Below are 13496 nucleotides of genomic sequence, written 5' to 3'. Positions count from 1 at the left end.
CTGGGGAAGATCCCGGCTCGGCTTTCACTCGGTTCCGTCACGGGGCGGTCACGCCGCAGGGTGGCGCCCCGGGGGGCGGTGCGCGGACCGGCCGGTCAGACCGCGGACTGGAAACAGGCCACTGGCAGGGCGCCGGGCCGGTCCTCGTCCACGCCTGCCCGGCGCACCAGTTCACCGACGTAGGCGGTTGCCTGTTCGGCGAGTCGGCCGAGCGTCGGGCGCTCGGCGCCGTCGCCCGGATCGAGTGCCGCGGTGGGGGTGGCGGTGTCACTCATCGATTGCCTCACCCTCTCGGGAGGAGTGGTGGCTCCGGCCCGCGGCCGGGGCCTTTGCTCCACGCTACCGTCGCGGATGACGTGGAGTCAGATCGCGCCGGAGGGCGGCCGGTTCACGCGGGAGCGCACGGCGGGGCGCACGGCCCCGCCCGACCCGGCCGCACCCCTGGAGGCCGAACTCACGGACGCCGCCGCTCACGGGCAGAGGCGCTCCACCCGCCAGCCGGCCGGGGCGGACGGGTCGGCCAGGTAACGCAGCCGGTCGTGCAGCCGGTTCTCCCGGCCCTGCCAGAACTCCACGCTCTCCGGGATCACCCGGTACCCGCCCCAGAACGGCGGCACCGGCACCCCCTCGCCCTCCGGGTAGCGCCGCTCCAGCTCCGCGTACCGCTGCTCCAGCACGTCCCGGCCGCCGACCGGGCTGGACTGCTCGCTGGCCCAGGCGCCGAGCTGCGAGCCGTGCGGGCGGGTGCGGAAGTAGGCGGCGGTCTCGTCCCGGCCGACCTTCTCCACCCGGCCCTGGACGATCACCTGGCGGGCCAGCGCGATCCACGGGAAGAGCAGCGCCGCATGGGGGTTGTCCGCCAGCTCGGTGCCCTTGCGCGAGCCGTAGTTGGTGAAGAAGACGAAACCGCGCGCGTCGAAGCCCTTCAGCAGGACGGTCCGCGAGCTCGGCCGCCCCTGGGCGTCGGCGGTGGAGAGCACCATCGCGTTGGGCTCCGCCAGCCCGGCGTCGTCCGCCTCGTGGAACCAGCGGGTGAACTGGGCGACCGGTTCGGCCGCGAGCTGCTCCTCGACCAGGCCCTCCTGCGTGTAGTGCTTGCGCATCACGGTGAGGTCCGGCCCGGGCCGGGCCTCGTCGGCCAGGATCCGGGTGGCGGGGCTCAGGGGCGTCGGCTGGGCGCGTTCCGGGGTCTGCACGTCAACATCATCCCGTACGACAAGCAACCGGCACCGCTACCTCCGGACAAACCCCGGTGGGAGATAAGGTGACTCGCCACCGCTTGACCGCCCGGCCTACGGTGAATTGTCCGGAACCTGGGGTTTGGTTCCGGAGATTTCCCTGGCACGACCGGCCTCCGGGCAAAAAGTCAAGCGGGCCCGCGGGCAACATCACCACGGTGGTGTATGGCGCAATGCACTCTGTGCCTGTGAGTATGGCACCGAGTGCCAACCACCATTCGGTCACTGGCGTACCGCCCCACCACGGCGGCCCGCCGATCGCAGAACTGAAGGAGCCGTCGCATGTCCGACTTCGTACCCGGGCTTGAGGGAGTCGTCGCGTTCGAGAGCGAGATCGCCGAACCCGACCGTGAAGGCGGCGCCCTGCGGTACCGAGGCGTCGACATCGACGACCTGGTCGGCCACGTCTCCTTCGGCCACGTCTGGGGCCTGCTGGTGGACGGCAAGTTCAACCCGGGCCTCCCGGCAGCCGAGCCGTTCCCGATCCCGGTCCACTCCGGTGACATCCGCGTCGACGTGCAGTCCGCCCTCGCCATGCTCGCCCCGGTCTGGGGCCTCAAGCCGCTGCTGGACATCTCCGCCGAGCAGGCCCGCGACGACCTCGCCCGCGCCGCCGTGATGGCACTCTCCTACGTCGCCCAGTCCGCCCGCGGCCAGGGCCTGCCGATGGTCCCGCAGAGCGAGATCGACAAGGCCGAGACCGTCGTCGAGCGCTTCATGATCCGCTGGCGGGGCGAGCCGGACCCGAAGCACGTCAAGGCCATCGACGCCTACTGGACGTCCGCCGCCGAGCACGGCATGAACGCCTCCACCTTCACCGCCCGCGTCATCGCCTCCACCGGCGCCGACGTCGCGGCCGCGCTCTCCGGCGCCGTCGGCGCGATGTCCGGCCCGCTGCACGGCGGCGCGCCGTCCCGCGTGCTCGGCATGATCGAGGAGATCGAGCGCACCGGCGACGCCACCGCCTGGGTGAAGAACGCCCTCGACAAGGGCGAGCGCCTGATGGGCTTCGGCCACCGCGTCTACCGCGCCGAGGACCCGCGCGCCCGCGTGCTGCGCCGCACCGCCAAGGAGCTCGGCGCGCCGCGCTTCGAGGTCGCCGAGGCGCTGGAGAAGGCCGCGCTGGAGGAGCTGCACAACCGCCGCCCCGACCGCGTGCTGGCCACCAACGTCGAGTTCTGGGCCGCCATCATGCTGGACTTCGCCGAGGTCCCCGCGCACATGTTCACCTCGATGTTCACCTGCGCCCGGACCGCCGGCTGGTCGGCGCACATCCTGGAGCAGAAGCGCACGGGCCGGCTTGTGCGCCCCGCCGCGCGCTACATCGGCCCCGGCCCGCGCAGCCCGCGCGACATCGAGGGCTACGCGGCCATCGCGCGCTGACGAAACCCCTGCTGAACAGCGGGTCAGGCCTCGTGCCGGGCCCGCTGTTTCCGCAGCTCCGGGCCGCGAAGATCACATCTCAGCGGGCGGACCGACCGCACACCGCGGCGGGCCCGGCCGGTAGGCTGCGCGCGTGGCTCAGATCCAGATCCCCGCTGACATCAAGCCCGCAGACGGCCGTTTCGGCTGCGGCCCGTCCAAGGTGCGCCCCGAGGCCCTGAGTGCCCTCGCCGCGACCGAGACCTCCCTGCTCGGCACCTCCCACCGCCAGGCCCCGGTGAAGAACCTGGTCAAGCGCGTGCGCGAGGGCGTGAGCAGCCTCTTCTCCCTCCCCGAGGGGTACGAGGTGGTGCTCGGCAACGGCGGCTCCACCGCCTTCTGGGACATCGCGGCCTTCGGCCTGGTGCGGGAGAAGTCCCAGCACCTCGACTTCGGCGAGTTCTCGTCCAAGTTCGCCTCCTCGGTGAAGGCCGCGCCGTGGCTGGCCGAGCCGACCGTGATCAAGACCGCCCCGGGCACCCACCCGCTGCCGGTCGCCGAGGCCGGCGTGGACGTCTACGGACTCACCCACAACGAGACCTCCACCGGCGTCGCGATGCCGATCAGGCGCCCGGCCGGAGCCGACCAGGGCTCGCTCGTCCTGGTGGACGCCACCTCGGGCGCCGGCGGCCTGCCGGTCGACATCACCGAGACGGACGTCTACTACTTCGCCCCGCAGAAGTCCTTCGCCTCCGAGGGCGGGCTCTGGCTGGCGTCCTTCTCCCCGGCCGCCCTGGAGCGCGCCGCCGAGATCGCCGGCTCCGGCCGCTACATCCCGCCGTTCTTCGACCTGCCGACGGCCATCGACAACTCGTCGAAGGACCAGACGTACAACACCCCGTCGATCGCCACCCTGTTCCTCCTCGCCGACCAGCTGGAGTGGCTGAACGGCAACGGCGGGCTCGACTGGGCCGTCGCCCGTACGGCTGATTCCTCGTCCCGCCTGTACGGCTGGGCCGAGAAGTCCGCGTTCGCCAACCCGTTCGTGGCGAACCCGGCCGAGCGCTCGCAGGTGGTCGGCACGATCGACTTCGACGACTCCGTGGACGCCGCCGCAGTCGCCAAGGCACTGCGTGCCAACGGCATCGTCGACACCGAGCCGTACCGCAAGCTCGGCCGCAACCAGCTGCGCGTCGCGATGTTCCCGGCGATCGAGCCGGCGGACATCGAGGCGCTCACCGCCTGCATCGACTACGTGGTCGAGCAGCTCTGACCGGCTGACGCACGCGGAAAGGGCCACCGCCCACGGGCGGTGGCCCTTTCCGCTGTCCGGAGCTACCTGCTGACCAGCGAGCTGATCACCACGACGGCCAGCAGCAGCACCAGGGCGCCGGTCACGATACGCATACGAGTCTTGGGATCCACGGTCAACGAGCGTACCCGGACCCCGGCCGGGTCAGGACGCCGAGGTTGGACCCGCCGCTGGCATCGAGGTTCTGCCCGGTGACCCAGCGGGAGTCGTCGGAGGCCAGGAAGGCCACGATGTCCGCCACGTCGGCCGCCTCGCCGACCCGGTCGAAGGCCGAGTAGGCGGCCACCCGGGCGCGCGCCACCGGATCCTCCAGCCAGGGGTTGATGTCGGTGGCGACGACGCCCGGCAGCACCGCGTTGACGGTGATCCCGCGCGGGCCGAGCTCCTCGGCCAGGGTCAGCGTCAGGGTGTTCAGCGCACCCTTCGTCATCGCGTACGAAACCGCCGTCGGGAACGCCACCCGGGTGACGCCGGAGGACACGTTGACGATCCGGCAGCCGTCCCGCAGCCGGCCCAGGCCCTGCTGGACGACGAAGAACGGCGCCCTGGCGTTCACCGCGAAGACCCGGTCGAAGTCGGCCTCGGTCACCTCGTGGATCCCCTTGAACACGCCGATCCCGGCGTTGTTCACCAGGATGTCCAGACCCTCGCCACCGTCGGCCGCCGCGAGGCCCGCGTCGAATGCCGCCCAGAGCGCCTGCGCGTCGCCGGGGACACCCAGCTCGGCGCCGACCGCGAAGGCCCGCCCGCCGGCCTGCTCGATCACCTTGACGACCTCCTCGGCCGCCGCCGCGTTGGTGGCGTAGTGGACGCCGACCAGCGCGCCGTCCCGCCCCAGCCGCTCGGCGATGCCCCGCCCGATCCCCCGGCTGCCGCCCGTCACCAGTGCCGTCTTCCCCGCAAGCGTGCTCATGGCCACGCCCCCTCATTTATGTAGCGGTCGCTAATGAAAGGAACCGTAGCACGTGTTCTGTAGTGCTCGATATAGAATCTCCGCATGGCGACGACCCCGGCGACCACGCCCACGACGAGCACCCCCCGGCGCGGGCGCCCGCGCTCCTTCGACCGCGAGGCCGCCCTGGAGCAGGCACTGCGGCTCTTCTGGGAGCACGGCTACGAGGCGACCTCGGTCGCCGACCTCACCGCCGCCATGGGCATCCGCCCGCCGAGCCTCTACGCGGCCTTCGGCGACAAGCGGGCGCTCTTCGAGGAGGTCGTCACCCGCTACCGCAAGACACACGGCGCGTACGCGCCCCGCGCGCTGGCCGAGGAGCCCACCGCCCGGGCCGGCGTCGCCCGGATGCTGCACGAGGCCGCGGCCCAGGGCACCGACCCGGACCACCCCTGGGGGTGCCTGGTAATCAGCTCGACGGTGAACTGCACCTCGCCCGAGGTCACCGGCGCCGTACGGGAGCTGCGCAACGCCAACGTCCGGGCGCTGGAGTCCCTGATCCGCGCCGACATCGCGGCCGGCCACGAACCCGCCGACGCCGACCCGGCGGCATTGGCCGCGTTCACCGCCACCGTGCTGCAGGGCATGTCCCAGCGCGCCCGTGACGGCGCGAGCCGGGCCGAGCTGGAACTGGTCGCCACCACCGCGATGCGGATCTGGCCCTGACCGAACCAGCCGTTGCCACCCGGGACTTATCCCGTTGACCGGCCGCCGACAGCTGCCGCTACGATGCCCTCCGCGATCATATGATCTTCACATCAGGGGGACTCTTCATGCGCACTTCGCGCGCAGCGGCCTTCGCCGCCCTCGTACTCGCCGCCGGGACCGTCCTGCCGTCCGCACCGCTCGCGGCCGCCGCCCCTGCGGGCGAGGTGGGGGCCGCGAGCACCTACTTCGCCATCCCGCCCCAGCGGATCCTCGACACCCGCTCCGGCGTCAACGCCCCGGCCGGCCGGCTCGGCACCGACGGCGTGATCTCGCTGAACATCGGCAAGATCCTGAGCACCAGCGGCAGCCGGATGCCCACCGCGGTGGTCATGAACGTGACGGCCGTCAACCCGACCGCCAACAGCTATGTCACCGCCTACCCGAACGGCGCGGAGCGGCCCAGCGCCTCCACCCTGAACTTCACCGCCGGGCAGAACGTCACCACCAATCGCGTCACCGTCCAGGTCGGGCCGGACGGCATCGTCAACCTGTACAACCACATGGGCGGCGTCGACCTGGTGGCTGACGTCCAGGGCGTCTACATGGTCAAGGGCGGCAACAGCCCGTACCCCGGCTCCACCTTCGTGCCCGGCGAGCCGAGCCGCCTGCTCGACACGCGCACCACCATCGGCGACCGCCAGGGCACGGTCGGCAGCGGCGCGCAGAACGCCCTCGCCGCCGACGTCTCCAGCGTGACCCCGTCGGGCGCGAGCGACACCGACCTGGTGCTCCAGGTCACCGCGACCAACCCCACCGAGGCGAGCCACGTCGTCGCCTTCGCTGCCGGTCCGCAGCCCTGGATCCCGAGCACCTCGGACCTCAACTTCGCCGCCGGCCAGACTGTCACCAACCTGTCCTACGTCGACGTCGGCCGCAACGGCCTCGGCCTCTACAACAACGCCGGCCAGGTCGACCTGGTGGTCGACTACGTTGGCCGGTTCCAGCAGATCATCGGGCACCCCGAGGCCGCCGACCACGGGCTCTTCTTCCCGACCCGGCCCACCCGGGTGCTCGACACCCGCAGCGGCCTCGGCGCCCAGGCCGGCCCGCTCGGCGCCGAGGACACCCGCCGGGTGAAGGTGAGCGACCTGCCCGGCGCGCCCGCCGGCATCGCGGCCGTCGTGGTCAACCTGACCGCCACCGACACGCCGTACGACGGGCACGTCACCGCCTACGCCGCCGGGACCGCGCGCCCCTCGACGTCCAACCTCAACTACCGCGCCGGCCAGGACGTGCCCGCCATGGCCGTGGTGAAGGTGAGCCCGGACGGCTACATCGAGCTCTACAACCACCACGGCAGCGTGGACCTGGTCGCGGACGTCCAGGGCTACTACACCTCCTGAGCCCGCCCCCTCCCGGCCCCGCCACTCGACTCTCTTCCCTGGGGGAACTCCCATGCGCGCATCCCGTGCCGCGGCGCTCGCCGCACTCGTCATCGCGGCCGGCACCGTCCTGCCGTCCGCGCCACTCGCCACCGCCGCTACGGTCGAGCAGGTCGGCCCGGCCGGCACGTGGTTCTCGGTGTCGAACTACCGGATTCTGGACACGCGGGTGGGCAACGGCGCCCCGTCGGGCAAGGTCGGCCCCGACAGCGTCACCAAGCTCGACATCAAGAAGCTCCTCGGGCTCTCCAGCGGCGACGTACCGACCGCCGTGGTGATGAACGTGACCGCGGTCGACGCGACCGACGAGAGCTTCCTCACCGCCTTCCCCGACGGCCGGCCGGTGCCGACGGTGTCCAACCTCAACGTGTCCCCGACCCGCAAGGTCACCACCAACCGGGTGACGGTGCAGGTCGGCGCCGACGGCGTGGTCAACCTCTACAACCACGTCGGCCGCGTCCACCTGGTCGCCGACCTGCAGGGCTACTACACCGCCAAGGGTGCGAGCGTCTACCAGGGCTTCAGCTTCGCGGTCGGCGAGCCCACCCGGCTGCTGGACACCCGCACCACCACCGGCAACCACCCGGGCAAGCTCGTCGCCGGCGAGCAGAACGTCCTCAATCTGGACGTCTCCTCGGTGGCGTCCCCGAACGGCAACCTGGTGGTCCAGGCCACCGTCACGGAGCCGACCGAGAGCGCCCACCTCACCATGTACCCGGCGGGGCAGTCCCCCTGGGGCACGTCCGACCTCAACTTCGCCCCGGGTCAGACAGTCACCAACCTCTCCTACGCCTACACGGGGACCAACGCTCTCGCGCTCTACACCAATGCCGGCCAAACCCACGTCGTGGTCGACTACATCGGCCGGTTCGAGTACCACAGCCCCAGCAGTGACGCCGGCAACAGCGGCCTGTTCATCCCGGCCGACCCGACCCGGGTGCTCGACACCCGCTCCGGGCTCGGCGCCCCGGCGGTCCAGGTCCGCCCCGGCTCCACCACCCGGGTCAAGGTCACCGGCCTGAACGGCGTGCCGGAGACCGTGGCGGCCGTCGTCCTCAACCTGACCGGCACCAACGCGAGCGAGGACGGCCACATCACCGCGTTCCGGGCCGGCGCCCGGCGTCCGTCGACGTCCAGCCTCAACTACGCCCAGGGCCAGGACACCGGCGCCATGACGGTCGTCCCGGTGAGTGCCGACGGCTACGTCGAGCTGTACAACCCGCACGGCAGCCTGGACCTCGTCGCCGACGTCCAGGGCTACTACACCATCTGACCCGGAGGCTCCCGGGGCGCGGCGCGCGCCCCGGGAGCGCCTCAGCTCCAGTCGGCCAGCGGCCAGGAGCGGACCGTCTCGTAGTGCGCGAAGCCGCCGTCCAGCTGGCTCTTCATCAGGTGCAGTTCGGCGGCCTCCCACTCCGGCCCCCGGTACTCGCCGAGCGCCAGCGCCAGGGAGTCGAGCTCCGCCGCCGCCACCCGCTGCACCGCCCGCCGCTGTCCGCGCGAGGAGCCGGCCCGGGCCAGGGTCAGGTGCGGGTGGAAGGTGAACGCGTCCACTTCGCCGATCACGTCCGCGGTGGCCTCGTTCACCGCCTCGGCGAGCCGCCGCAGTGCCCAGGTCTGGCCCTCCACCCCGGCCCAGAGCACCCGGTCGCCGAACCGCCCGGCCCCGGCGAGCCGCAGCCGGTGCACGGCGTGCACCTCCGCCACCCCGGCCAGCCCGGCCTCCAGCTCCGGCAGCCGCTCGACCGGCACCTCGCCGAGGAAGGCCAGGGTCAGGTGCCAGCCCTCCACCGTCGTCCAGCGCAGCCGGTCCGCCCCCGGCAGGCCACGCACCGGCGCCACCGCGTCGGAGAGCCCCTGCAACGCCTCGACCGGCGGCAGCACCGCCACAAAGAGCCTCATGAGGTCATCTTCCCGCGCACGGCTCTTTGAGCTAGAACATTTTCATGAAGATCCGTACCGGCGGCCCCGACGACGTCGCCGACATCCTTTCCCTGCTCGACGGCGCGGTCGCCTGGCTGGCGGCCCGGGGGCGCACCGGCCAGTGGGGCGACCAGCCCTTCAGCGGCAACCCGGCCAGGGTCGACCACATCCGGAAGTACGCCGACGAGCCGTTCCTTATCCGGCTCGCGGTGGACGACGAGGGCCGCACCGTCGGCTGCTGCGTCGTGTCCGAGGAGCGCGGCCAGTACATCCCGGCCGTCGAGGAGCGGGAGCTGTACATCCGCAACCTGGTCACCGACCGGTCCCGCAAGGGCTCGGGCATCGGCGCCGCGCTGATCGCCGACGCCCTGGACGAGGCCCGCCGCCGCGGCATCGGCCTGGTCCGGGTGGACTGCTACGCGGGCGACGACCGCCGGCTGGTCGGCCAGTACCGGGCACTCGGATTCACCGAGACCGAACCCTTCGAGGTCGAGCAGCCGAACGGCCTCTGGCCCGGCCAGATCCTGGAGATCCGGCTCTGACCACCGCCCCCGGGCGGGCCACCGTGCCAGCCCGGGTCTGACCGACCGTCAGCAGGCGGCGGCCAGCTCCGACTTGACGGTGGTCCGGGTACGCGGCACGAAGGCCACCACCCGTCCGCCGCGGCCCGGGTGCAGGTCGACCCGGACCTTGAGGTCGGCACTGCGGGCCAGCACCAGGCCGACCGTGCCGGCGGCCAGCGCCGAGACCAACCCGCAGGCCAGCAGCCCGAGTCGGGGCCCGTACGAGGCCGTCACCCAGCCCACGACCGGCGCACCGATCGGCGTGCCGCCGGTGAAGACCAGCACCAGCAGGCCCATCACGCGGCCCCGCATCTCCGGGTCGGTGGCCAGCTGCAGCGTGGAGTTGACCGAGGTGTTGAAGCTCAGCCCGAACACCCCGATCAGGGTCAGCAGCGCCGCGAAGGTCCAGTAGCCGGGCGCGAACGCGGCCACCACCTCCAGCGTGCCGAAGGCCAGCGCCGCCCCCACCAGCCTGCGCAGTCTGGGCGCGCCGCGGCGGGCCGCGAGCAGGGCGCCGGCCAGCGAGCCGACCGCCATCGCGGTGTTCAGCAGGCCGTACTGCCCGGCGCCCACCTTGAAGGTGTCGCGGGCGAAACCGGAGAGCAGCGTCGGGAAGTTGAACCCGAAGGTGCCGATGAAGCCGGCCAGCACCATCGGCCAGAGCAGCTCGGGCCGCTCCTTCACGTACCGCAGCCCCTCCCTCAACTGCCCCTTCTCGCGGGCGATCGGCGCGGTCGGGCGCAGTTCGCTCTGCCGCATGGCGAGCAGTCCGCCGATCACGGCGGCGAAGGAGAGCGCGTTCACCGCGAACGCCCAGCCGCTGCCGACCGCGGCGATCAGCAGGCCCGCGACGGCGGGGCCGACCAGCCGGGCGGTCTGGAAGTTGGCGGCGTTCAGGCTGACCGCGTTGGCGAGGTCCTTCGGGCCGACCATCTCGGAGACGAAGGCCTGCCGGGTCGGGTTGTCGACCACGGTGACCAGGCCGAGCAGCAGCGCGAACGCGTACACGTAGTACGGCGTGACCACACCGCCGATGGTCAGCGCGGCCAGGCCGGCGGCCAGCAGGCCCATCGCGCCCTGGGTGTAGATCAGCAGCCGGCGCTTGGGCATCCGGTCGGCGAGCACGCCGCCGAACAGGCCGAGCAGCAGCATCGGCAGGAACTGCATGGCGGTGGTGATGCCGACGGCCAACGGGCTGCCGGTGAGGCTGAGGACCAGCCAGTCCTGCGCGATCCGCTGCATCCAGGTGCCGGTGTTGGACACCACCTGGCCGGCGAAGTAGTAGCGGTAGTTGCGGACGCGCAGCGAGGAGAACATCCCCCCGGGCCGGGTGAAGCGGGCGCCTGTGGGGGATGCGGCCGCCGAGAGGGGCCGCGCGGTGGTGGCGGGCCACGGGCGGGCGCCGCCTTGAGCGGCGGGGTCTACCGCCGCGGTGCGTTCGTCGGGGTCGTCGTCGCCGTTGCCCGGCAGCCCCGTGGGGGCGGGTGCCTGGGCGTCGGCGGCCGCCGCGGAGGCGGCGGCGGGGTCGGTGGTCGGCTCGTCGGTACGGATGGCGGCGGCGCTGGCTGCGGCCGGCGGTGTCACGGTGGTCTCCCCTCGCGGCACGACGACCCGTCGGGGGGCCGTCGCGCTCCTGGTGTCTGTGCTCGGTCCTGCGGTGATGCGGTTCTCCTTCGTCCTCCGGCGGCTGACCGGAAACAGGTGTGCCTCAGAGATGTGCGAGCTTGTACAGCACGGGCGCGGCCTCCCGGAGGACGGCCCACTCCTCCTCGTCGAGCCCTTCGGCGAGCTCGGCGAGCCAGGCGTTGCGCCGGCGACGGCTCTCCGCGAGGATCACCTCCGCCTGCTCGGTACTGCTGACGACCACCTGCCGGCGGTCCTCCGGGTGCGGCTCCCGCCGCACCAGGCCCTTCTCCTCCAGCATCGCGACGATCCTGGTCATGGAGGGCGGCTGGACGTGCTCCTTCCGGGCGAGCTCACCCGGCGTGGCCTTCCCGCAGCGTGCGAGGGTGCCCAGCACCCCCATCTCGGTAGGGCTGAGCGACTCCTCGACCCGCTGGTGACGCAGGCGACGGGAGAGGCGCATGGTGGACGACCGCAGCTGACTGACGGCTGCGAGGTCCTGCTCGGACATCTCGGGCATGTCCTTAGCCTACGTCATTACTCTCGCTAAGGAAAATTGCTTTCCGATCACCCTCGGCCGACCGCCGGTGCCCCGGCGCCGGCGCCGTCAGCGCCGGGTGTCCACCGCGACGAGGCCGTCCGGCATACCCACCACCAACAGCGTCCCGGCCAGGGCGAGCGACCAGACCTCAGAGCCCGTCCGCAGGTCCAGCACCCCGCCGCCGCCCAGGTAGCGCACCCGGACCAGCCCGTCGGACCAGGCCGCGGCCACCACCGGGCCGGCCGCCGTCGCGCCGGCGGCCACCGCCGTCACCGGGCAGCCGCGCCGGTCGGACGGCTCGGGCATCGGCGCCGAGCGCGGACCCCAGATCCGTACGGCGCCGTCGAAACCGCCGCTCACCAGCAGCGGGATCTCCGGATCGGACAACGGCCCGCCCCCCAGGGCGGTACCGGCCAGCGCGGTGACCGGCCCGTGGTGCAGCCGCTCGCCGACCACCTTGCCGTCCTCGTACCAGTGCACGGCGCCGGCCTCGTCGCCGAACGCCGGCGCGGAACCGGCCAGCCCGCCGATCGCCGCCACCGCGCTCAGCCCGCCCGGGCCGCCGGCCGGCGTCGTGCCGCCGGCCACCGAGCCGACCGCGTCCAACGCCGTCATCAGCCCGTACGGCTCCAGGCCCGGCCGCGGTTCGGCCGGGACCACCAGCTCCGCCCGGCCCCAGGCGTCGAGCAGCACCACGGAACCGCCCGCCGTCGCCGCCAGCCCCCGCAGCGGGCGCGGGGACGGCACCACCACGGCGCCGACCCGGCGGCCGGTGGCGGCGTCGAAGGTCCGCACCGCGCCGGTCGGATCGCTCACCAGCACCTGCGACAGGTACGGCCCCGCCCCGGCGGTGATCGCGACGGCCGGCCCCGGCCAGTCCCGGTCGGCGCCCTCCCAGCGCGCCCAGCGCCCGGACCAGGGCACGGGCAGCTGCGCGAGGACGGACGCGGCGGCTGCGGCGGAGGTGTCCCCGCCGAGCAGCCTGGTCCGCAGCACGGCGGCCCGGACGGCCGGATCGGGCTCCTCGATCAGGGCCGGACCGGCGGCGCGCCAGGCCCGGGCGAGCGCGTCGTCCCGCCGCTCGACGGCCGCCGTCACCGGGACGGGGCGGGCCAGCGCGTAGAGCAGCGGGTCCGCGACCAGCGGGCCGGGGTCACCGCCCGCCGCGGCCGCCCTCCAGAGCGCGGACAGCGTCTCCTCGCCGACCGCCCGCAGGTCGGCACCGGCCGGGACCGCCGGCGGCACCGGAGCCGACGGGGCGGCCGGTGTCCCGAGGGCAGGGCCGGGCAGCGGGTAGGCGGCCGCGTCGCCGCCCCGGGCCGCCGCCCACTGCGCGAACCGCGCGCGGTCCGTCCACTGCGGATCGCCGAGGTCCAGCACCGCCGGCGCGGGCACCGCGGTGAACGCCCCGGCCGCCGCGCCCCCGGTCGTCGCCTCGACCACCAGTCGCACGCCGGGCAGCCGGAGCAGCGGGTCGAGCAGTCCGGTCACGAGACCGGCCGGGTCCTCGGCCGCGTCCAGCTCGGGGACGCAGACCAGGGTCGGCCGGGCGTCCGCCGCGATCGCCTCGATCAGCGGGCCCGGGGCGTGCGCGACCAGGTCGAGCTGCCGGCCCAGCGACCAGACGGCCGTCCGGACGGTGGCCCCGGCGGCGGGCAGCACGGCGTGGATCCGCCGCGTGCCCGGCACCGTCTCCGTGGTGCAGCCGCGGACCAGCCAGGCCAGCAGGTGCGACTTGCCGGCCCCGGGCGGCCCCGCCACCTGGCAGAGCCGCGGCGCCCGCAGGTCGTCCAGCCAGCCGAGCAGTGCCAGTCCGGCCGGCCTGCGCCCCGCCTCCAGCGGCGGCATCCGCCGTCCGTCCCGCGCCATTCCCCTGATTCCCTCTCCTGGTT

Annotated in this window: 13 protein-coding genes; 6 read left to right on the top strand and 7 right to left on the bottom strand. The window is 73.4% G+C overall.

The features are described 5' to 3' along the window. Positions 1-95 precede the first annotated feature (95 nt). Both ACZ3YO_RS33915 and pdxH read right to left on the bottom strand, forming a co-directional pair. Positions 96-275, bottom strand: a complete 180-nt coding sequence (locus ACZ3YO_RS33915; protein WP_465577195.1) for a hypothetical protein — start codon at positions 273-275, stop codon at positions 96-98. Positions 276-470: 195 nt separating this feature from the next. Beyond that, positions 471-1103 (bottom strand): pyridoxamine 5'-phosphate oxidase, encoded by a 633-nt coding sequence (pdxH, locus tag ACZ3YO_RS33910; protein WP_465577257.1) that lies wholly within the window; start codon positions 1101-1103, stop codon positions 471-473. A 417-nt stretch (positions 1104-1520) separates the two neighbouring features. Here pdxH and ACZ3YO_RS33905 point away from each other — a divergent pair, with 417 nt between their 5' ends. Then, a complete protein-coding gene (locus ACZ3YO_RS33905; protein ID WP_396324422.1) occupies positions 1521-2621 on the top strand; it encodes a citrate synthase 2 in 1101 nt (366 codons plus the stop codon). A gap of 133 nt (positions 2622-2754) precedes the next feature. Beyond that, complete coding sequence (gene serC / locus ACZ3YO_RS33900) at positions 2755-3873, top strand: phosphoserine transaminase (RefSeq protein WP_465577193.1); 1119 nt, start codon at positions 2755-2757, stop codon at positions 3871-3873. Positions 3874-4027: 154 nt separating this feature from the next. On the opposite strand, the gene ACZ3YO_RS33895 is transcribed toward serC, so the two are convergent. Next, a complete protein-coding gene (locus ACZ3YO_RS33895) occupies positions 4028-4825 on the bottom strand; it encodes an SDR family oxidoreductase (RefSeq protein ID WP_465577191.1) in 798 nt (265 codons plus the stop codon). 84 nt (positions 4826-4909) lie between these two features. Between ACZ3YO_RS33895 and ACZ3YO_RS33890 the strand changes: the two genes are divergently transcribed. From ACZ3YO_RS33890 to ACZ3YO_RS33880, 3 genes are all read left to right on the top strand, one after another. Further along, positions 4910-5530: a TetR/AcrR family transcriptional regulator gene (locus ACZ3YO_RS33890; protein WP_465577189.1), complete on the top strand. Its 621-nt coding sequence runs from the start codon at positions 4910-4912 to the stop codon at positions 5528-5530. A 107-nt stretch (positions 5531-5637) separates the two neighbouring features. After that, on the top strand, positions 5638-6915 hold the full coding sequence (locus ACZ3YO_RS33885; protein ID WP_465577186.1) for a hypothetical protein: 1278 nt from the start codon (positions 5638-5640) through the stop codon (positions 6913-6915). A 52-nt stretch (positions 6916-6967) separates the two neighbouring features. Beyond that, positions 6968-8227 carry a hypothetical protein gene (locus tag ACZ3YO_RS33880; protein ID WP_465577183.1) on the top strand — a complete coding sequence of 420 codons (1260 nt, stop codon included), beginning with the start codon at positions 6968-6970 and terminating at the stop codon, positions 8225-8227. Between the two features lie 41 nt (positions 8228-8268). Here ACZ3YO_RS33880 and thpR read toward each other — a convergent pair whose 3' ends face one another. Further along, entirely contained in the window at positions 8269-8856 is a 588-nt protein-coding gene (thpR, locus tag ACZ3YO_RS33875) for an RNA 2',3'-cyclic phosphodiesterase (protein WP_465577181.1), read from the bottom strand. Between the two features lie 44 nt (positions 8857-8900). Here thpR and ACZ3YO_RS33870 point away from each other — a divergent pair, with 44 nt between their 5' ends. Continuing rightward, positions 8901-9419 carry a GNAT family N-acetyltransferase gene (locus ACZ3YO_RS33870; RefSeq protein WP_465550293.1) on the top strand — a complete coding sequence of 173 codons (519 nt, stop codon included), beginning with the start codon at positions 8901-8903 and terminating at the stop codon, positions 9417-9419. 48 nt (positions 9420-9467) lie between these two features. Here ACZ3YO_RS33870 and ACZ3YO_RS33865 read toward each other — a convergent pair whose 3' ends face one another. The 3 genes from ACZ3YO_RS33865 to ACZ3YO_RS33855 form a co-directional block, all read right to left on the bottom strand. Then, positions 9468-11024, bottom strand: coding sequence for an MFS transporter (locus ACZ3YO_RS33865; protein WP_465577177.1), 1557 nt, complete (start codon positions 11022-11024; stop codon positions 9468-9470). Between the two features lie 124 nt (positions 11025-11148). Further along, entirely contained in the window at positions 11149-11583 is a 435-nt protein-coding gene (locus ACZ3YO_RS33860; RefSeq protein WP_396324415.1) for a MarR family winged helix-turn-helix transcriptional regulator, read from the bottom strand. Positions 11584-11670: 87 nt separating this feature from the next. Beyond that, positions 11671-13473 (bottom strand): hypothetical protein, encoded by a 1803-nt coding sequence (locus ACZ3YO_RS33855; RefSeq protein ID WP_465577172.1) that lies wholly within the window; start codon positions 13471-13473, stop codon positions 11671-11673. Positions 13474-13496: the final 23 nt, after the last annotated feature.

It is taken from the genome of Kitasatospora sp. NPDC022785, assembly GCF_055561295.1.
The sequence above is the reverse complement of the archived record's forward strand: the minus strand, read 5'-3'. Positions and strand labels throughout refer to the sequence as shown.

Bases quoted from the DNA above. Each gene is read 5' to 3' on its own strand.
- thpR (WP_465577181.1), bottom strand. From the start codon at position 8,856: ATGAGGCTCTTTGTGGCGGTGCTGCCGCCGGTCGAGGCGTTGCAGGGG.
- ACZ3YO_RS33880 (WP_465577183.1), top strand. From the start codon at position 6,968: ATGCGCGCATCCCGTGCCGCGGCGCTCGCCGCACTCGTCATCGCGGCC.
- ACZ3YO_RS33895 (WP_465577191.1), bottom strand. From the start codon at position 4,825: ATGAGCACGCTTGCGGGGAAGACGGCACTGGTGACGGGCGGCAGCCGG.
- ACZ3YO_RS33870 (WP_465550293.1), top strand. From the start codon at position 8,901: ATGAAGATCCGTACCGGCGGCCCCGACGACGTCGCCGACATCCTTTCC.
- ACZ3YO_RS33890 (WP_465577189.1), top strand. From the start codon at position 4,910: ATGGCGACGACCCCGGCGACCACGCCCACGACGAGCACCCCCCGGCGC.
- ACZ3YO_RS33915 (WP_465577195.1), bottom strand. From the start codon at position 275: ATGAGTGACACCGCCACCCCCACCGCGGCACTCGATCCGGGCGACGGC.
- ACZ3YO_RS33905 (WP_396324422.1), top strand. From the start codon at position 1,521: ATGTCCGACTTCGTACCCGGGCTTGAGGGAGTCGTCGCGTTCGAGAGC.
- ACZ3YO_RS33860 (WP_396324415.1), bottom strand. From the start codon at position 11,583: ATGCCCGAGATGTCCGAGCAGGACCTCGCAGCCGTCAGTCAGCTGCGG.
- ACZ3YO_RS33885 (WP_465577186.1), top strand. From the start codon at position 5,638: ATGCGCACTTCGCGCGCAGCGGCCTTCGCCGCCCTCGTACTCGCCGCC.
- ACZ3YO_RS33855 (WP_465577172.1), bottom strand. From the start codon at position 13,473: ATGGCGCGGGACGGACGGCGGATGCCGCCGCTGGAGGCGGGGCGCAGG.
- pdxH (WP_465577257.1), bottom strand. From the start codon at position 1,103: ATGCGCAAGCACTACACGCAGGAGGGCCTGGTCGAGGAGCAGCTCGCG.